Below are 18,799 nucleotides of genomic sequence, written 5' to 3'. Positions count from 1 at the left end.
GCCCGACCGTAATCTCGACAGAAGCAGACACGGGCACGACGAGCCCGGTCACGACCCTTTGAAGACGGCGGCCGAACCATGCGTTTCACCAGCAGCGACGTCCCTAGTTCCCGGCCGGGACGCTACCCGGCAGCCGCGGTGGTCGGCGTCATCACCACCGCGTTCCTCGTGGCGGGCCTGGCAACCGCCCCGGCCTCGGCCGCTCCGGCGACCACTCTCGGCGCCGCGTCCGCGGTGTCCGCACGGCCGGCCGCGGTCGTCACCCCCGCCGCGACGTCCACGGACCCCCCAGCGACCGTGAGCAGCGACCCGCTCCCCACGGTCCAGATCAACGGGGTCGCCTGGACCCAGGTGGTCGCCGGCGACACCGTGTACGTGGGCGGGAGCTTCAGCTCCGCACGCCCGGCCGGGGCCTCGCCGGGCACGAACGAGGTGCCGCGCGGCAACCTCCTCGCCTACGACCTGGCCACCGGAGAGCTCGACACCACGTGGTCCCCGACGGTGAACGGGGAGGTGAAGGGACTCACGCTGTCCCCGGACGGGAGCGTGCTGTACGCCGTCGGCTCGTTCACGTCGGTCGACGGCACCACCCGCTACCGGTCCGCCGCGTTCGACACGGCCACCGGAGCGCTGACCTCGTTCCGCCCCTCGGTCAACGGCCCGGTCTACGCCGTGGCGGTCTCCGGTGACGACGTCTTCCTCGGTGGCGCCTTCTCCAGCGTGAACAACACCGCGCGCTCCCGGGTCGCCGCCGTGGACGCGGCCACGGGCGCGACGACGCGCCCCTTCGCCGCGACGGTCGGCAACCGGTCGGTCCAGGCGATCACCGCCGCGCCCGACGGCAGCTCGGTGGTGATCAGCGGCAACTTCACCACGGTGAACGGATCCTCCGCCCCGGGCTACGGGCTGGCGCGGCTGGACGGCACCACGGGTGACCTCCTCCCGCTCCCCGTCAACGACGAGGTGCGCAACGCGGGCGACAAGGCGGCGATCCTCTCCCTGGCCGCGGACGACGACTACTTCTACGGCACCGGCTACCACTATGGCGGCAACGGCAACGTCGAGGGCTCGTTCGCGGCGTCCTGGGACACGGGCGAGCTGGTCTGGCTCGAGGACTGCCACGGCGACACCTACTCCATCGCCCCGTTCAAGGGAGTCGCCTACCAGGCCAGCCACAAGCACTACTGCGGGAACAGCGGCGGCTTCCCGGAGACGAGCCCCCGCTCGTACCAGCACGGGACCGCGGTCACCCTCACGGTCGAGGGCACGAACACGGCTGACATCTTCGGCTATCCCGACCACCCCGGCACGCCGCGCCCCGAGTTCCTCAACTGGTACCCGGACTTCACGGTCGGCACGTACACGGGGCTGGACCAGGGTCCGTGGCACGTGACCGCGGCCGACGACTACGTGCTGTACGGCGGCGAGTTCCTCCGCGTGAACAACGAGCCCCAGCAGGGACTCGTCCGGTTCGCGGTGCGGGAGGTGGCGCCAAACGCCGACGGCCCGCGCCTCGGCGGCAGTGCGTTCTCGCTGAACGCTGTGTCGCCGGCGGCCGGCGTCGTCCGGCTGACCTGGCCGGGGAACCACGACCGGGACGACAAGACCCTGACCTACACCGTCTACCGCGACACGTCCTCCGCGCCCCCGGTGGCCGAGCTGGACGTCACCGCGAGCTTCTGGGAGACCCAGCCCCTCGCGACCCTCGACGTGGAGGCCGTGCCGGGCTCGACACACCGCTACGCGGTCGTCGCACGTGACTCGTCGGGCAACTCGGCCTGGTCCGACTGGGTGGACGTCACCGTGGCCGAGGGCGAGCCCCTCGGCACCTACGCGCGGGACGTGCTGCAGGACGGCGCCACCCACTACTGGCGCATGGGCGGGACCTCGGACCCGGTGGTCGACCTCGCCGGCACCGACGACCTGACCTCCGGGACCCGGGTCACGTTCGGCGCGGCCGGGGCACTCGCCGACGACACCGACACGGCGGTCACCACCGACGGCACGATCGACTCCCGCTCCTGGACCAGCGGCACGGCACGGCCCGGGCCGCAGGAGCTCAGCATCGAGACGTGGTTCCGCACCACCACGGCGGGCGGCAAGCTCGTCGGCTTCGGCAACCGCGGGAGCCGGTCGACGTCGACCACCGCCGACCGGCACCTCTACGTCGACTCCACCGGCCGGCTCGTCCTCGGCGTCCGCCCCGGCGCGACCCGGACCGTCACCTCGCCGACCCCCGTGACCGACGGCGCATGGCACCACGCCGCCGGCACGCTCGGCCCCGACGGGCTGCGCCTCTACCTCGACGGGGAGCTCGTCGCCGTCGACACGGACGTCACGGGCGCGCAGTCGTACAACGGCTACTGGCGTGTCGGCGGGGACAACCTCGACGGCTGGTCACCCACGTCCCCGAACCGCAACTTCACCGGGGACATCGACGAGGTCGCCGTCTACGAGCACGTGCTCACGCCCGAGCAGGTCTCGCTGCACCACGTCGTCGGGCTGACGGGCGAGGGCCCGAACCAGCCGCCGGTCGCCGAGGCCGAGCTCACCATGGAGGACCTCACCCTCGCCGCCGACGCGAGCGCGAGCACCGACCCGGACGGCGAGATCGCGTCCTACGCCTGGGACCTCGGGGACGGCAGCACCGACACCGGAGCCACCATCGAGCACACGTACGCCGCGGCGGGGACCTACGAGGTCACCGTCACGGTCACCGACGACGACGGCGCCACCGACACCTTCACGCAGGAGGTCGCCGCGACCGAGCCGCCGCCGCCCGACACGGCGCTCGCGCGCGACGCCTTCGCCCGAACCGTCGCGGACGGCTGGGGAACGGCCGACACCGGCGGCGTCTGGGCCCTGGGGGGCTCCGCCTCCCGCTTCTCGGTCGACGGCACCGCGGGCACGCTCTCGATGGCCGGCGGGCTGACGCTGTCGGCCGAGCTCGACGACGTGTCCGCCACCGCCACCGACCTCACCCTGCGCACGTGGGCCGACGAGGCGCCGTCGGGCAACACCTACCTGACCGTGCAGGGGCGCCGCGTCGGGGGCGACCACCTGGGCGGCCGGCTCAAGATCTTCCCGGACGGCCGCGTCGACCTGCACACGGTCCGGAACGGCACGCCGCTGGCGGGCGGGACCGTCGACGGGCTGGCGTTCGCGGCCGGTGACCCGCTGCTCGTGCGGGTCGAGGTGTCGGGCACGTCGCCGACCACGGTCCGGGCGCGGGTGTGGGCCGAGGGCAGCCCGGAGCCGACGACGTGGCAGGTGACCTCCAGCGACACCACCGCGGCGCTGCAGGCCGCGGGGTCGGTGGGCGTCAACATCTACACGGGCGGCGCGACCGCGTCGTCCTGGGCGTTCGACGACCTGCTCGTCATGGAACCGGAGGACTGACGGGGCCTGCGCGACACGGCGCGCGCCGCCGGGCGAAGGCCCGGCGGCGCGCGCAAGCGCTCCCACGGCCGCCCGGCGCGCCGGGTCCCGTCAGGTGCCCGCCGCGTGCTGCTCGCTCGCCGCGATCTCCTTCTCGAGCTCGCCACGCAGCGCGGCCACAGCCTTCTTGTCGGGGTGCAGGTCCAGCGCCCGCAGGTGCTGCTTCGCCTCGAAGGGCCGGCCCGCCTCGAGCGCAGCGCGCACCAGGTGCGGCCCCACCTCGAGCGTGTGGTCCCGGACCCGCCAGTGCCCGACGCCGAGGCCCAGCGCCTCCACCGGCATCCCGGCCTCGCGCAGGACGGCGAGCCCCTCGGCGAGCGCCCGGCCCTCGGGGTCCCGCTCGGCGGCCGTGGTGAAGCGCCGCACGGCGGCCTCCGGGTCCTCCGCGAGCGACAGCCGCCCGAGCTCCACCAGGGCGTACCAGCCCCGCGGGTTCCCGGCGATCTCCTCCGCGAGCGCCCAGACGGCCAGGTCGGCGTCCTGGCGGCGGTGCTCGGCGGCGGTGGGCTCGTCCTCGGTGTCGCGCAGCGGGTCGAGCTCGCCGTGCCCGTCGCCTCCACGGCGTCGCACGATCTCCGCGAGCGCTCCGAACGCCTCGGCGTTGTTGGGGTCATCGGCGAGCTGTGCTCGCAACGCGTCCTCGTGGATGGCATCTCCTCGTCGTGGGGCCGACGGCGACCGGCGACGGGAACCGACGGTGGAGGCAGAGGTAGGCCGACGGATGAGCTGGCGGAGCCGTTGCATCAGGGCCATGCCTTTGACCCTACAGGGGACGGCAACGGCCGGCCGCTGAAGGTCGTGGCATGGTATCTCGTCCACGGCGGCGAGCAATTAGTCCGTTTGTGGACTCCGTACAACTGGCGCCGTATTCTCGCTCCGTGCCTGCTTCGCCCAAGACCTCACCGTCGAGCGCCGCCGCGGCCCGCCGCAAGGCCGGCCGTGAGGCGGCCAACGGCGAGAACCTGCAACGGGTCCGCGACGCGAGCGGCAAGCTGACCTCCGCGACGCTGAAGCGTCTCGACGAGAGCTTGTCCTGGTACCGCAACCTGCCCGCGGAGGACCGTTCGTACGTGGGCCTGGTCGCGCAGGCCGGTGTCAACGCGTTCATCACGTGGTTCGCCGACCCGGCCCACCCGCCGCACGGCGTGGACAAGATGTTCTCGGCCGCTCCCCCGGAGCTGACGCGCACGATCTCGCTGCAGCAGACGTTGCAGCTGGTGCGCTGCGGCGTCGACGTCGTGGAGGAGATGTCGGACCAGATCGCCGCACCGGGGGGCGAGCGGGAGCTTCGCGAGGCGGTGCTGCGCTACTCGCGCGAGGTCGCGTTCTCGGCCGCGGAGATCTATGCGCGCGCCGCGGAGGTGCGCGGGGCCTGGGACGCCCGCCTGGAGGCGCTGGTCGTGGACGCCCTGGTGCGCGGGGACGGGAACGACGCGCTGCGCAGCCGCATGTCGGCGCTGGGGTGGAGCGGGAAGGGCGGCACGCTCGTCGTCGTCGGCTCCACGAATCCCGGCCTGGACGAGGTGCGCGCCGCCGAGCTGCGGCGCGCGGCGCGGCGCAGCGCGGGTGACGCCTTGGTGGGGATCCACGGCGACCGCCTGGTCCTGGTGCTCGGCGGCGAGGGTGATCTCGTCGAGGCGGCGACCAACCTGCTGGGCCGGTTCGGGCCGGGTCCGGTGGTGATCGGGGCCGGTGTGTCGGGCCTGGACGACGCCGCGCGCTCGGCGCGCTCCGCGCTGGCCGGCATGGCCGCCGCGCCGGCGTGGCCCCAGGCCCCGCGCCCCGTCATGGCGGACGACCTGCTCCCGGAGCGGGTCCTGACGGGCGACGAGTCGGCCCGCCGCACGCTCGTGACCCAGGCGTACGCGCCGCTGGCGCAGGCTGGCGGGTCGGTCCTGGAGACCCTGTCGGCGTACCTGGGGACGGGACGGTCCCTGGAGGCCGCTGCCCGCCGCCTGTACGTGCACCCCAACACGGTGCGCTACCGGCTGCGCAAGGTCTCCGAGATCACCGGCTGGGACCCGCTCGACGCGCGCGAGTCGTTCGTGCTGCAGGTCGCGCTGGCGCTGGGGCAGCTGGGAGAGCCGGGCGAGCAGTGACCGTCGCCCGCGGACGCGAAAACTCCCGCCCGCGAGCGGTCCTGCCTTGTAGACATCCCACAAACGCCTTCCGGAAGGTTGGTACGCGTCGCGACGTCCCGGTTTGACTTCGCGTTGGCAGAGTGGACGAGTGCTCGCCGTCGTCTGCCCTGGACAGGGCTCTCAGACCCCCGGGATGCTCAGCCCTTGGCTGGAGCTGCCCGGCGTTCCCGACCTGCTCTCCGCCGCCTCCGAGGCCGCGGAGACGGACCTCGTGGCCCACGGCACGACGTCGGACGCGGACACGATCCGCGACACGGCGGTCGCCCAGCCCCTGATCGTCGCGTCCTCGCTCCTCGCGCTGCGCGTGATCCTGGAGGGCCGGGACGCGGCGGACGTCGTGGACGTCACGGCGGGGCACTCGGTCGGTGAGCTCGCCGCGGCGGGCGTGGCCGGCGTGGTGTCCGACGCCGGGGCGGCCGGGCTGGTCTCGGTGCGTGCCCGCGCGATGGCGAAGGCCGCCGCGGCGGCGCCGTCGGGCATGAGCGCCGTGGTGGGCGGCACCCCGCAGGACGTGCTCGCCGCGATCGAGGCCGCCGGGCTCTGGCCGGCGAACGTCAACGGGGGCGCCCAGGTCGTCGCCGCGGGCGGGACGGACGGCCTCGCCCGGCTCTCCGAGAACCCGCCCGAGCGCGCCCGCGTGATCCCGCTGCAGGTCGCCGGCGCGTTCCACACGCCGTTCATGGACGCCGCCCGCGCCGAGTTCGAGCCGGTCGCGACCGGCTTCCCCGGCACCGCGGACCCCGTCCTGCCGTTCCTCGCCGACCTCGACGGCGCGGCCTACGCCGGGGGCGGGCACGGGCACGGCACGGCCGCCGCCGTGCTGTCGAACCTCGCCCGGCAGGTGACCGCTCCGGTCCGCTGGGACCTGGTCATGGAGACCCTCTCGGCGCGCGGCGTGACCGGGATGCTGGAGCTCGCGCCGGGCGGCGTCCTGACCGGACTCGCCAAGCGCGGCCTCAAGGGCGTAGAAACTGTGGCAGTGAAGTCGCCCGACGACGTAGCCGCCGCCCGTGACCTCATCGCCCGCCACAGCGCCGCCGGCGGCGTGGGTGGCACCACGCCCGCCGGCACGACATCCGGAGCAGCACAGTGACACTCCTGCAGCAGTCCCAGACCACCCGGTACTCCCGCGTCCTCGCCATCGGCGCGGAGCGCGGCGAGAACGTCGTCACCAACGACGACATCGCCGGCCCCATCGACTCGTCCGACGAGTGGATCCAGCAGCGCACCGGCATCATCACCCGGCGCCGCGCGGGCGCCGACCGCGACGTGCTCGACATGTCCGAGGCCGCGTCCCGCAAGGCGCTCGACGCCGCGGGGCTCACCGGCGCCGACATCGACGCCGTGATCGTCTCCACCATCACCCACATGCACATGACGCCGTCGGCGGCCTCGATCCTGGCCGACCGGATCGGCGCCACCCCGGCGGCCGCCTTCGACATCTCGGCCGCGTGCGCCGGGTACACGTACGGCATCGGCCAGGCAGACGGCCTCGTGCGCTCCGGCCTCGCCCGGAACGTCCTCGTGATCGGCGCCGAGAAGCTCTCGGAGATCGTCGACCCGACCGACCGCTCCATCTCGTTCCTGCTGGGCGACGGCGCGGGGGCCGCGATCGTCGGCCCCTCGGACACCCCCGGGATCGGCCCGACGGTGTGGGGCTCGGACGGCTCCAAGCACACCGCCATCCGGCAGACGCACTCGTGGCAGGAGTGGCGCGAGGACTCCTCGCTCGGCTGGCCCACGCTCCGCCAGGACGGTCCCACCGTGTTCAAGTGGGCGTCCTTCCAGATGGCCCCCGTCGCCGCCAAGGCCATGGCCGACGCGGGCGTCACGCCCGAGGACGTCCAGGTGTTCGTGCCGCACCAGGCGAACATGCGCATCATCGACCAGCTCATCAAGCAGCTGAAGCTGCCCGAGTCGGTCGTCGTCGCACGCGACATCGCTGACACCGGCAACACGTCGGCCGCCTCCATCCCGCTCGCGACGGCGCGCCTCCTGGAGGAAGGCACCGCCAGGTCGGGCGACATCGCCCTGCAGATCGGCTTCGGGGCGGGCCTCGTGTACGCCGCACAAGTAATCGTCCTGCCGTAACCTTCGCTTCGGGCTTCTCGCCTCCGGAGCCACCGGGACGCGAGAGCCAGAGCTAGTCCCCCGGGGAGCCCAGCTCCCACCGAGAAGAAAAGGAAGTCCCATGGCCAACACCGAGCAGGAGATCCTCACGGGCCTCGCCGAGATCGTCGCCGAGGAGACCGGCCTCGAGGTCGGTGACGTCGAGCTGGAGAAGTCCTTCACCGACGACCTCGACATCGACTCCCTGTCGATGATGACCATCGTCACGCACGCCGAGGACAAGTTCGGTGTCCGTATCCCCGACGAAGAGGTCAAGAACCTCGCGACCGTCGGCGACGCCGTGAGCTACATCAAGGGCGCCCAGGACTGAGCCCGTGGTTCCGCGCAGGGCGGAGGCCGAGGAACGGCACCCGCCCGCGGCGGAACCGGCAGGCGCGGTCCTCGAAGGGTTCGGACCGAGGTAGTCGCTCGCCTTCTTTCGTCCGACGACGGTCTGGCCGCCTTCCGCTCGGAAGGTGCGCCGGGACCGTCGTCGGACCTCAACTCAGCACAGCACCACCTACCCAGGAGAGAGACCTCATGACCTCCGCACGCGACGTCGTCGTCACCGGCCTCGGCGCCACCACCCCGCTCGGCGGGGACGTGCCGTCCACCTGGGAGGCCGCGCTCGCCGGGGAGTCGGGCGCACATACCCTGGACAACGACTGGGCCGAACGCTACGAGATCCCCGTGTCCTTCGCGGCCACCGTCAAGGTGAAGCCGGACACGGTGCTCAAGCGGCCCGAGATCAAGCGCATGGACCCGTCGGCGCAGTACGCGATCATCGCCGCACGCGAGGCGTGGAAGGACGCCGGCGAGCCCGAGGTCGACGGCGAGCGGCTGGGTTCCGTCGTGTCGTCCGGGATCGGTGGCGTCTGGACGCTGCTCGACGGCTGGGACACGCTGCGGGAGCGCGGCGCCCGCCGCATGCTGCCCATGACGGTGCCGATGCTCATGCCGAACTCCCCCACCGCCTACGTGTCGCTCGAGCTGGGTGCCAAGGCCGGCGCGCACGCGCTGGTGTCGGCCTGCGCGTCGGGCGCCGAGGCCATCGGCTACGGCGCGGAGATGATCCGCACGGGCCGGGCCGACGTCGTCGTCGCCGGCGGCACCGAGGCCACCATCCACCCGATGCCGATCGCGGCGTTCGCCGCCTCGCGCACGCTGTCGCTGCGCAACGACGACCCCGAGGGCGCCTCGCGCCCGTACGACATCGACCGGGACGGCTTCGTCGTCGGTGAGGGCTCGGCCGTGGTCGTGCTGGAGAGCGCCGAGCACGCGGCCGCACGCGGCGCGCGGGTGTACGCGAAGGTCGCCGGCGTCGGGCTGTCGTCCGACGCCTACCACATCACCTCGCCCGACCCGGACGGCACGGGGCAGGTCACGGCGATGCGCGCGGCGCTGGAGGACGGCGGCGTGACCGCGGCCGACCTCGTGCACATCAACGCGCACGCCACCTCGACCAAGGTGGGCGACCTGACCGAGACCGCCTCGATCCGGCACCTGTTCGGAGCCGACGCCGACCACGTGCAGCTCTCCGCGACGAAGTCGATGACCGGGCACCTGCTCGGCGGCGCCGGGGCGCTCGAGACCGTGTTCACGGTGAAGGCCGTGGCGGAGCGCCTCGCGCCGCCGACCATCAACGTGGCGAACCCGGACCCGGACCTCCAGGTGCCGCTCGTGCGCGACGACCCGATGAAGCTGCCGGGCGGCGACATCGCGGCGATCAACAACTCGTTCGGCTTCGGTGGTCACAACGTGGCGTTGCTGATCACCAACTGAGGTGCTGAACTCCGGCCGAGGTCAGCAGACCTCGGCCGGAGTCAGCCGAGCAGCGGGTGAGGTCGGCCGGACAGTGGCTGAGGTCGGCCGACGTGGTGGAGAGCCGGCCGGCCGGCGGCCGGGCTCAGCCGACCTGGTGGAGCCACCGGACCGGGGCGCCCGCCCCGGCGTGACGGAAGGGCTCGAGCTCGTCGTCCCAGGCCGCACCGAGGGCCAGGCCCAGGGCTTCCCGGACCGCGTGGGGCTCGGCGTTCTCGAGGGCGGCGCGAATGCGGTCCTCGGGGATGACGACGTTGCCGTGGACATCCGTCATCGCATAGAAGATGCCCAGGTCCGGGGTGTGCGACCACCGGGCGCCGTCGACGCCCTGGCTCGGTTCCTCGGTCACCTCGTACCGCAGGTGGTCCCATCCGCGCAGGGCGGACGCCAGCTTGGCGCCCGTCCCTTGCGGCCCCTGCCATGAGTATTCGGTTCGGTACAGCCCGCGCCCTGCGGGTTGCGGTGTCCAGTCCATCGCGACGCGCAGATCCAGGACCCCGCCTGCCTGCCACTCGATGTGCGGACAGAGGGCACGGGGCGCAGAATGCACGAACAGCACGCCACGAACAATTCCGCCGGCCATGTCTTCCTCCCTGGTCGAGGCACGTCTTCCCCTACGTCCCTCACCGGGTGGTGACTCTGTGGCCGAGCGTCATGCGTGGCGTCCGCGAGCACTTCTCCGTCCGCAGCCCATCCTGCACGACTCCCCGGCCACGCGCACGCGAAGTAGCGTGCTGGCGGCGAGAAATTTCAGTAATCCGACAACTTTCGGCTCCACATTACCGCTTTAACGGACTTACTGGACAAGTGTCCAAGTAGATTGCAGGGTATCCACCACACCCCCCCCTTCTCCGCGTCAGAGCTGCGCGCGGAGCTCGCGCATGGCTTCCTTGCGGGCCTCGCGCTCGAGCCGGTCCAGGTAGAGCTTGCCGTCGAGGTGGTCACACTCGTGCTGGAGGCAGCGGGCCATCAGACCCTCGCCGGAGACCTCGACCTCGTTGCCGTCCAGGTCGGTGCCGACCACGCGCGCATAGTTCGCGCGGACGGTCGGGTACCAGAGGTTCGGCACGGACAGGCAGCCCTCGCCGCCGTCCTGCGTCTCCTCCCCCAGCTCCACGACGGTCGGGTTGAGCACGTACCCGATCTCGCCCTCGATGTTCCACGAGAACGCCCGCAGGCTGACCCCGATCTGGTTCGCGGCCAGCCCGGCACGGCCCTCGGTGTCGACGGTCTCCACGAGATCGGCCACGAGCCCGCGCACGCGGTCGTCGATCCTCGTGATCCGGTCGCAGGGGGTCCGCAGGACGGGGTCGGGCATCACCCGGATCTCACGCATAGCCATAACGGCAGATTCTCCCACGCCCCACCGATCCCGCGAAAAATCCCCTCCCCCGGCACCGCTCCGGACCTGGGGTCGGCCACGCCGTCGTGCAGGGTGGCAGCGTGACCGGCCTGAGCCGCGTGACGCACCGTCGGGTTCCGAAGCTCCTGCGCACCACGGATTTACCGGGTCCGCACGGTAGGATCCTGCTGCGGCACGTGCCGGCCCGCAGGGCCTGATGGGGTGCCGCACGCCCCGTTAGCTCAGTCGGTCAGAGCAGCGAACTCATAATTCGTCGGTCCTGGGTTCAAGTCCCAGACGGGGCACCTGTGGCCCGGAGTCCGGAACACGACAACGCAAAAGCCCAGATCGGGAATGGTTCTCCGACCTGGGCTCTGGGCTCCCCCGACTGGACTTGAACCAGTGACCTGCCGATTAACAGTCGGACGCTCTGCCAGCTGAGCTACGGGGGATCGTGCGCCTGTGCGGTGTCCCGCCCGGCGACGTGCAAAAGAGTAACAGGTCCGGCGCGGTGGCTTCGAATCGAATGCGCACCCCCGGACGGCGACGTCGCTCACACCGGCAGGCCGACCGCCGCGCGGGCGCGAGACTCCGCCGCGTCGACCGCCCCGGCGACCTCGGGATCGCGCAGGTCGAGGTCCCCGCCCCCCACCACCTGGGAGAACATCTCCCCGTCCGCCCTGCGCCGCACGGCGACCCGTGCGGACCGTCCGTCCGGCAGGTCCACCGGCGCGGCGTGCACCACGGACCACTGCACCCGTTCGCGCAGCGTCTGCGGGAACGTGCTGCGCCTGCCGGGCGCGAGCCTCAGCACGAGCGGCGCGCCGCCGTCGACCCACTCGACAGTGATGGTGCCGCTCTCGGGGTCGGCGGCCGCACGGTCGACGTCGCACCACTCGCGGTCCACGACGACGTCGCCGCCGGCCGTCACGACCAGGGCGGCACGGGACGCGACCGCCCAGCCACCGCCGTCGAGCTCGGTGCCGGCCAGCGGCCGGTCCGCGCCGTGCGTGCGCAGAGCGGTGCGGACGGCATCGGGCAGGCGCAGGAACATTCCCATGGGCGACACGCTACTGCGCGGTGGCCGGTGCGTCGTCGTCGGCCGCGCCGTCGCCGGCCCCACCTGCCGCGGCATCGCCGCCGCCCGGTCCGGGACGACGCCGCAGGCGGCTGAACACCGCCCACGAGACCGCCGTCAGCGGCACCGCGATCACCGCGCCCAGCAGCCCGGCCAGCACCGTCCCGCAGGTGATCGCGAGGGCCATCGCCACCGGGTGCAGGTTCACCTGCTTGCCGGTGATGAGGGGCTGGAGCACGTTGGCGTCGATCTGCGCGATGACGGTCATCCCGACGGCGACGATCACGGCCGTGGTCGGCCCGACGGTGGCGAGGGTGACGACCGCGCTGATGATGATGGCCGCCACCGGGCCGACCATCGGCACGAACACCGCGAGGAACACCACCACCGTCAGGGGCAGCGCGAGCGGGGAGCCGACGACCGTCAGGAAGATCCCGGCCATGACCGCGTCGGCGAGCGCCACGAACGCGATGCCGCGCGTGTAGCCGGAGAAGGTGCGCCAGCCGACCTTGCCGGCGGTCTCCCAGCGGCCCTGCACGTGGGTGGGGAGCTGTGCGACGAACCAGTGCCACATGGCGCCGCCGCCGGTCAGGAAGAAGATCGTGACGAACATGGCCAGGACGACGACGGTGGTCCCGGTGGCGGCGGCGTTCGCGCCCTGGAGGGCCTGGTCGATGAGTGCCCCGCTGTTCTCCTCGAACCAGGTGCCCCCGTCGCTGAGCCAGTCCGCGCTGGTGCCGACGTCGAGGGGGAGCGACGCGGCCAACGAGTCGAGGCCGGTGGTGAGCCGGTCGAGCAGTTCCTCGGAGCGTCCCGCGACGGACAGCACGACGTAGGTGGTCAGGCCGCCCATGACGGCGAGCAGCGTGAGCAGGGACGCGATCATCGCGAGACCGCGCGGGAGGGCACGGTCGTAGAGGTTGCCGAGCGGGAGCAGGACGGCGGTGAGCACGAGCGCCAGGTAGACCGCGACGAACGCGATCTGCACGAGGCTGACCAGGTAGACCACCAGAGCGATCGCGACGGCGATCCCGACGAGCCGCCAGGCGGCGTCGCCGGCGCTGCGCAGCCAGGAGCGGTCCGGCCCGGCGGCAGCGGACTCCGCGGCAGCAACCCCGGGCTCAGCAACCCCGGGCTCAGCGGCCCCGGGTGCGACGGCGGTCGTGGCGGGGTCGGCAGCCGTGCTCGGCTCGTCCGGGCCGGCGTTCCGTACCGGCGCGTGGGTGGTCATGACCGTTCCTGTCCTCGTCGTGTTCTCGGGGCTGCCGGGCCGCGCGGACGGGCCGCGGGCGCAACGGAGGAAATGTATCGGTTTGCCGGTCTTCGAGACAGCGCAGCCCGCGGTGCGGCGCCGAGCGCGCCGCACGGTCCGTCGCAGCGTCGGCGACGGGGCGCCGCCGCACGGGCAGGCCGGGTGAGGACCGGCCCCGTCAGGCGCCGGCCGCGGTCAGCCGCCCGTGCAGCGCGAGCGCGGACAGGTCCGTCAGCGAGGCCACCTGGTCGACGACCACGCGCAGCCGCCCGGCGTCGTCGGCCGCGTCCTTCCAGTCCGCCGCGAACGCCGGCTCCAGCTCGTCCGGCGCGCGGTCGGCGAGCACGTGCACCAGGTCGGTGAGGATCTCGCGCTCGTGCTCGTACCGCGGCTCCATCCCGCGAGGAGCCATCACGTAGGCGACGGCGATCCCCTTGAGCGCGAGGATCTCGAGCTCGGTCTCCTCCGGCACCATGAGCCGCGCCGCGTACCGCCGCAGCGGACCGTCGCCGAACTCGGCGCGCGTCGCCGCCACCGCCGCGCCCGCGAACCGGCCGATCAGCTGGCTCGTCATGTCCTTGAGCGACGCCAGCGCCCGCCGCGACCCGTCGTAGGCGCGCAGCAGGTAGCCCTCGCCGCGCAGGTAGTCCTGCAGGCGCCAGATCGCGGCGTCGACGGCGTCGGTCGAGTACCACTCGCCGTACCAGTCGCGCACGTACCCGGCCACGCGCGCCCGCTCCTCGGCGTGCGCCATGAGGTCGAGGTCGATGCGGCCGGCGACCACACCGTCCTCGACGTCGTGCACCGAGTAGGCGACGTCGTCGGCCAGGTCCATGACCTGCGCTTCCAGGCACTTGACCCCCACGGACGCACGCTCGCGGAGCCAGGTGAACACCGGCACGTCGTCGGCGTAGACGCCGAACTTGCGGCTCGGCCGGCCGTCGGGCCGCTCGGGCCCGGACCCGTACGTCCACGGGTACTTCACGCTCGCGTCGAGGGTCGCCCGCGTCAGGTTCAGCCCGACGGGACGCCCGTCCTGGGTGAAGACCTTCGGCTCGAGCCGGGTCAGCAGCCGCAGCGTCTGGGCGTTCCCCTCGAACCCGCCGATCTGCCCGGCCAGCTCCGCGAGCGCCGTCTCGCCGTTGTGCCCGAAGGGCGGGTGGCCGAGGTCGTGCGTGAGGCAGGCCGTGTCGACGACGTCGGGGTCGCAGCCGAGGCTGCGGCCGGTCTCCCGGCCGACCTGCGCGACCTCGAGCGAGTGGGTGAGGCGGGTGCGCACGAAGTCGTCGTGCCCGGCGCCGAGCACCTGGGTCTTGGCGCCGAGGCGGCGCAGGGCGGAGGAGTGCACGACGCGGGCGCGGTCGCGTTCGAAGGGGGTGCGCGTGACGGACTTGGGCGGCTCCGTGACCCACCGCTCGGCGTCGTGGTCGGTGTACGACGCCGGAGCGGTGGGCACGGGTGTCTCGTTCACGTCCACCAGGCTAGTCCTCGTGACGAACGTTCCCGGCCAGGGGGTGGGACGAGCGGCCCGGCCGTCGCGCGGTCCCTGCCACGGCGGACGGGACGGGCGGTGTCCGGTGGCGGGCGGGCGTGGCTCGCCGGTGCGGCGTGTCAGCCACGATGACCTCGGCCACGCCCCACCTGGAACGCCAGTTCGACGGTGGCCGACTCGCGCTCACCGAGCGCCTGCGTGGCGCGCAGCGTGTAGTCGCCCGTACGGAGCCGGGGGTGCAGGCTGGCGGTCCAGGTGCCGTCGCCGTCCACGACCGCGCTGACCTGGCGGTCGTCGTGGGGCCGGGGCCGCTGGTGGTGCCGGTTGCGGCCGGGGTGTTCGCGGTCGGTGCGTTCGATCGTGACGTCCACGGTGGCGCCCGGGGTGCCGGTGCCCGTGACCGCGCGCAGGTGCCGGACGCGGTCGCCGTCGGACAGGTCGGGGGCGAGGTCGTCGAGGTCGGCGCGGCCCGTGAGCCATTCCTCGGGGCCGGTCGGGTGGTCGATGACGCGGGTCTCGCCGACGCAGCCGTGCCAGCCGTTGGTGGCGTGGTCGTCGACCCAGTCGGTGCCGATGAGCCACGGCATGTCCTGCTCGATGCTGTGCCCGAGGGTGTCACCGGCGTTGCGCAGGACGGGGGCGCCGTCGACGTACATCGTGGTGGTGCTGTCGGCCGGGTCGTTGACGAGCGCGACGTGGACCCACCGGTCCAGGATGATCTCGCCGGACCAGGCGGTGCGGTCGCCCTTGGTGGTCTCGACGGGGACCTCGGTCCACTGGAACTCCTTGAGGTTGGAGAGTCCGAGTGCGACGGGTGAGGCGGTGTAGTCCCACCGCGACCAGGGCATGCCGGGCAGGCGGGAGCGGTTGCCGGACCGGACCAGGGCCTTCATCCAGGCGTTGGTGTCCTCGGTGAAGCCGCCGTCGATCTTGAGGAACGTCTCGATCGTGTAGCCGTTCGCGAGGTCGACGTCGTTCACGGGGGCGTCGGCGTCCGTGGCGAGGTAGCTGAGGCGCTGCGCGGTCTTGTCGGAGCCGGCGAAGCAGACGGCCGCGCCGTCCGAGGAGAGCGGGTGGACCCCGTCGTGGGTGACGGTGACGTCCTCGACCTGCGCCGTCGGCGATCCGGACTCGCTGATCGGCACGCGGTGCATGTCGTTGTCGCCGGCGACGTCGGGGACGACGGCGTGCTCGGGCAGGACACCGTCCAGGCCGCCGAAGCGCCAGTGGGCGAGGGTGCCGTCCACGCGCGGGTAGTCGCCGGTGGAGGCGGGCGGCTGGGTCGTCACCGGGTCGGGGCCGTCGAACCCGTCGAGGAGCAGGTCACGAGCGCGCTGCGTGAGGGACGGCTCGTCGGGCGTGCCGGGGCCGAACTCCGGGGCGAAGCCGCCGAACCGGTCGGCGAAGTCGATGTCGATCGTGAACTGCTGGTTCGGGCCCTCGAGGAACGGCTGGTCGTAGGCGGTCAGGGAGGCCTGCGGCTTCCAGGTGACCCACGGGGAGGCGGTCTGCATCGAGATGCGGTCGTTGGTCAGGTCGAACTCGAGCAGTCCGAGGTAGCCGTTCCCGCCGTCGTACGCCATCTGGTAGTCGACGAGGATCTGTGTGACCTCGTGGCCGGCGTCGTTCAGGCGGGTCTGGCGGGCGGCACCGTGGAAGTGGCCGTTGAACGTGAGGAAGATCTGGTCGTTCGGGGCGATCAGCTCGTCCCACAGCTTGAGGCCGTACTCGGTGTCCTTGGCCGTGGTGCCGTCGGTGTCGACGTCGATCAGGGAGTGGGTGGTGAGGATGACGGGCAGCGCGGGGTGGCTGTCGATCACCTCGTTCGCCCAGGCGATGGTGGTGTCCGACGCACGCCACGTCATGGCGAGCACGAGGAACTCCTGCCCCTCGGCCTCGAACACGTGGTACTCGCTGAGCCCGGTCGGGTCGCTGCCGCCGTAGGTCTCGTTGCGCACGGCACGCTCCGGGCCGAACCAGTCGAGGTACGGCTCGGCGTCGAGGTCGTAGTCCTCGTCGGTGAGACGGTCGTCGGAGTTGCGCACGTCGTGGTTGCCGGGCAGGACCGAGTACGGCAGGGACGCGTCCTCGAGGGTGCGCATCGCCGTGTCGGCGACCCGCCACTCGTTCTCCACGCCCACGCGGTCGACGACGTCGCCCAGGTGCGTGGTGAAGGGGATGCGGAGCTCGTCCTGCACGTCGGCGAGCCACTGCGTCTGCACCTGGTACGGGTCCGAGCCGTAGCGCGGTACGAACTGGTCCCCCGAGTAGCGCGAGTAGAACTGCGTGTCCGGGAGGACGGCGAGGGTGAAGCGGGAGGCGTCGTCGGCCGCCACGCTGACAGCGGTGTCGGCGACCGCGGGGGCGACGTCCGCCGCCGCAGGGCCGGCCTGCGCCGCCACGAAGGGCGGGGCGAGGAGGCCGGCCAGGGCCAGGGCGGTCCCCGCGACGCGGCGAGCAGTCCGGCTCGAGCGCGCGGGCGGGGTGGGGGTGGGGTGCACGGGTGGTCCAATCTCGGGGGGTGGGCAGGCGTGTCCCAGACTGGGCCGACACGCTGAACCTGCCTCTGCCGGACGATGAACTCCCGGAGAACGCCTGACGGCACCGTCGCCGGGCCCCTTCCCCCGGCTCGGGACCGGCTCCAGCGGGCCGGCGGACCTACCGCGTGGCCGGGGCCGGCCGGTCCTTCGGCATGAGCGCCACCGTGACGATCATGAGCGCCGCGCAGGCCGCCGTCGCGATGAACACGAAGTGCATCGCGTGCGAGAGGCCCGGACCCGTGGGCGTGCCGTCCGCCCCCACCGTGGCGTACGCGTTGACGATGGCCCCGAAGACCGCCACGCCCACGGCGGAGCCCATCGACCGGGAGAACATGTTGATCCCGGTGACCGCGCCCCGCTCGTGCCACGGCGCGCTGGTCTGGGCCGCGATGAGGGTCGGCACCGCGGTCAGTCCCATGCCCGCACCGATGAGGAACGTCGTCGCGGCGACCTGCCAGACCGCTGAGTCCTCACCGAGGACCAGCACCGCGAGCAGTGACCCGAGGAGCACCAGCGTCGAGCCGATCAGGCCCGTGGCCCGGAAGCCGATCCGCAGGTAGAAGCTGCCGGACCAGGTCGCCGTCAGGGGCCAGCCCAGCATCATCGCGGCGAGGGCGAACCCGGCGACCAGCGGGCCGACGCCGAGCACACCCTGCGCGTAGATGGGGATGTAGGTGGACAGCCCGAGCACGATGACCCCCACCATCAGGGCGGCTCCCGTGGACGAGCCGATCACGCGGCGGCTCAGCACCCGCAGGTCGAACACCGGGTGCGCGGTCCGCAGCGCCCACCAGGCGAAGCCGCCCAGCAGCACCGCGGCCAGCACGAAGAGCCCGGCGGTCAGCGCCACGGGCAGCGACGCACCCTCCAGCAGGCCGAGCAGCAGGGCGGTGCTGCCCGCGGTGAGCAGGGCGGCGCCGACGTAGTCGATCGGCTCGCGCGCGCCGTCGCGCTCGGACTCGTGGAAGCTGCGCGACAGCATCCAGGCGGCGAGCAGGCACAGGGGGACGTTGATCCAGAAGATCCACCGCCACGAGGCGAACTGCGAGAACACGCCGCCCAGTGTGGGACCCACCACGGAGGACATCGCCCAGACGCTCGCCAGGTAGCCCTGCGTCTTCGCGCGCTCGGCGAGCGTGTAGACGTCGGACACGATGGTCATCGACATCGGCATGACGGCGCCCGCGCCGAGGCCCTGCACCACGCGGCCGACGATGAGCCACGTCATCGAGACCGCGACCCCGCACAGCACCGAGCCCAGCAGGAACAGCCCGATCCCGGCGAGCATCACGCGCTTGCGGCCGAGCACGTCGGCCAGCCGCCCGTACACGGGCACGCTGACCGCCTGGGCCAGCATGTACACGGAGAAGACCCAGGGCAGCCGCTCGAAGTCCCCGAGCTCGCCGGCGATCGTCTGGGCGGCGGTCGCCAGGATCGTGGCGTCCAGGGCGACGAGCGCGGCGGCAAGCATCAGGGAGCCGAGAATCGGCCCGCGCTCGGAGCGCAGGCCGACGCTGCGGCGGGTGATGGGCTCCACGGGAGCGGGGGCGGTCACGCGGCAGCCACGCCGCGGGAGATCAGTGTGC

The 18,799-nt window shown here is 72.8% G+C and carries 14 protein-coding genes and 2 tRNA genes; 7 read left to right on the top strand and 9 right to left on the bottom strand.

Features of this window, described 5'->3' with window-relative positions; genetic code table 11:
- The first annotated feature begins 78 nt into the window (after nucleotides 1–78).
- A complete protein-coding gene (locus tag ACYU96_RS06840) occupies nucleotides 79–3,399 on the top strand; it encodes a LamG-like jellyroll fold domain-containing protein (protein WP_460750709.1) in 3,321 nt (1,106 codons plus the stop codon).
- A 90-nt stretch (nucleotides 3,400–3,489) separates the two neighbouring features.
- Here ACYU96_RS06840 and ACYU96_RS06835 read toward each other — a convergent pair whose 3' ends face one another.
- Nucleotides 3,490–4,191 (bottom strand): hypothetical protein, encoded by a 702-nt coding sequence (locus tag ACYU96_RS06835; protein WP_460750706.1) that lies wholly within the window; start codon nucleotides 4,189–4,191, stop codon nucleotides 3,490–3,492.
- 125 nt (nucleotides 4,192–4,316) lie between these two features.
- On the opposite strand from ACYU96_RS06835, the gene ACYU96_RS06830 reads away from it, so the two are divergent.
- The 5 genes from ACYU96_RS06830 to ACYU96_RS06810 all read left to right on the top strand — a co-directional run bounded on the left by ACYU96_RS06830 (nucleotide 4,317) and on the right by ACYU96_RS06810 (nucleotide 9,470).
- The gene (locus ACYU96_RS06830) at nucleotides 4,317–5,537 is read left to right on the top strand and encodes a PucR family transcriptional regulator (RefSeq protein ID WP_460750703.1); all 1,221 of its coding nucleotides are present in this window, start codon (nucleotides 4,317–4,319) and stop codon (nucleotides 5,535–5,537) included.
- A 130-nt stretch (nucleotides 5,538–5,667) separates the two neighbouring features.
- Nucleotides 5,668–6,672 (top strand): ACP S-malonyltransferase, encoded by a 1,005-nt coding sequence (locus ACYU96_RS06825; protein WP_460750700.1) that lies wholly within the window; start codon nucleotides 5,668–5,670, stop codon nucleotides 6,670–6,672.
- A complete protein-coding gene (locus ACYU96_RS06820) occupies nucleotides 6,669–7,670 on the top strand; it encodes a beta-ketoacyl-ACP synthase III (RefSeq protein WP_460750697.1) in 1,002 nt (333 codons plus the stop codon). The genes ACYU96_RS06825 and ACYU96_RS06820 overlap by 4 nt, the downstream gene beginning before the upstream one ends.
- A 100-nt stretch (nucleotides 7,671–7,770) precedes the next feature.
- Nucleotides 7,771–8,019: an acyl carrier protein gene (locus tag ACYU96_RS06815; RefSeq protein WP_460750695.1), complete on the top strand. Its 249-nt coding sequence runs from the start codon at nucleotides 7,771–7,773 to the stop codon at nucleotides 8,017–8,019.
- Between the two features lie 209 nt (nucleotides 8,020–8,228).
- Nucleotides 8,229–9,470, top strand: a complete 1,242-nt coding sequence (locus ACYU96_RS06810; protein WP_460750692.1) for a beta-ketoacyl-[acyl-carrier-protein] synthase family protein — start codon at nucleotides 8,229–8,231, stop codon at nucleotides 9,468–9,470.
- A gap of 124 nt (nucleotides 9,471–9,594) precedes the next feature.
- On the opposite strand, the gene ACYU96_RS06805 is transcribed toward ACYU96_RS06810, so the two are convergent.
- Nucleotides 9,595–10,092, bottom strand: coding sequence for a DUF3145 domain-containing protein (locus ACYU96_RS06805; protein WP_460750690.1), 498 nt, complete (start codon nucleotides 10,090–10,092; stop codon nucleotides 9,595–9,597).
- 273 nt (nucleotides 10,093–10,365) lie between these two features.
- Complete coding sequence (def, locus tag ACYU96_RS06800) at nucleotides 10,366–10,851, bottom strand: peptide deformylase (RefSeq protein WP_460750687.1); 486 nt, start codon at nucleotides 10,849–10,851, stop codon at nucleotides 10,366–10,368.
- Nucleotides 10,852–11,082: 231 nt separating this feature from the next.
- Between def and ACYU96_RS06795 the strand changes: the two genes are divergently transcribed.
- A tRNA-Ile gene (locus ACYU96_RS06795) sits at nucleotides 11,083–11,156 on the top strand.
- 74 nt (nucleotides 11,157–11,230) lie between these two features.
- On the opposite strand, the gene ACYU96_RS06790 is transcribed toward ACYU96_RS06795, so the two are convergent.
- The 6 genes from ACYU96_RS06790 to ACYU96_RS06765 all read right to left on the bottom strand — a co-directional run bounded on the left by ACYU96_RS06790 (nucleotide 11,231) and on the right by ACYU96_RS06765 (nucleotide 18,768).
- A tRNA-Asn gene (locus ACYU96_RS06790) sits at nucleotides 11,231–11,303 on the bottom strand.
- Between the two features lie 101 nt (nucleotides 11,304–11,404).
- The gene (locus ACYU96_RS06785; protein ID WP_460750684.1) at nucleotides 11,405–11,911 is read right to left on the bottom strand and encodes a hypothetical protein; all 507 of its coding nucleotides are present in this window, start codon (nucleotides 11,909–11,911) and stop codon (nucleotides 11,405–11,407) included.
- A 10-nt stretch (nucleotides 11,912–11,921) separates the two neighbouring features.
- Nucleotides 11,922–13,160 (bottom strand): AI-2E family transporter, encoded by a 1,239-nt coding sequence (locus ACYU96_RS06780; RefSeq protein ID WP_460750682.1) that lies wholly within the window; start codon nucleotides 13,158–13,160, stop codon nucleotides 11,922–11,924.
- A gap of 199 nt (nucleotides 13,161–13,359) precedes the next feature.
- A complete protein-coding gene (locus tag ACYU96_RS06775; protein WP_460750679.1) occupies nucleotides 13,360–14,652 on the bottom strand; it encodes a deoxyguanosinetriphosphate triphosphohydrolase in 1,293 nt (430 codons plus the stop codon).
- A 140-nt stretch (nucleotides 14,653–14,792) separates the two neighbouring features.
- The gene (locus tag ACYU96_RS06770; protein WP_460750676.1) at nucleotides 14,793–17,174 is read right to left on the bottom strand and encodes a metallophosphoesterase; all 2,382 of its coding nucleotides are present in this window, start codon (nucleotides 17,172–17,174) and stop codon (nucleotides 14,793–14,795) included.
- A gap of 157 nt (nucleotides 17,175–17,331) precedes the next feature.
- Nucleotides 17,332–18,768 (bottom strand): MDR family MFS transporter, encoded by a 1,437-nt coding sequence (locus tag ACYU96_RS06765; RefSeq protein ID WP_460750673.1) that lies wholly within the window; start codon nucleotides 18,766–18,768, stop codon nucleotides 17,332–17,334.
- Nucleotides 18,769–18,799 lie beyond the last annotated feature (31 nt).

Source organism: Myceligenerans cantabricum, from assembly GCF_054777735.1.
Note: the sequence above shows the minus strand (reverse complement) of the source record. Positions and strands in the feature narration are given on the sequence as shown.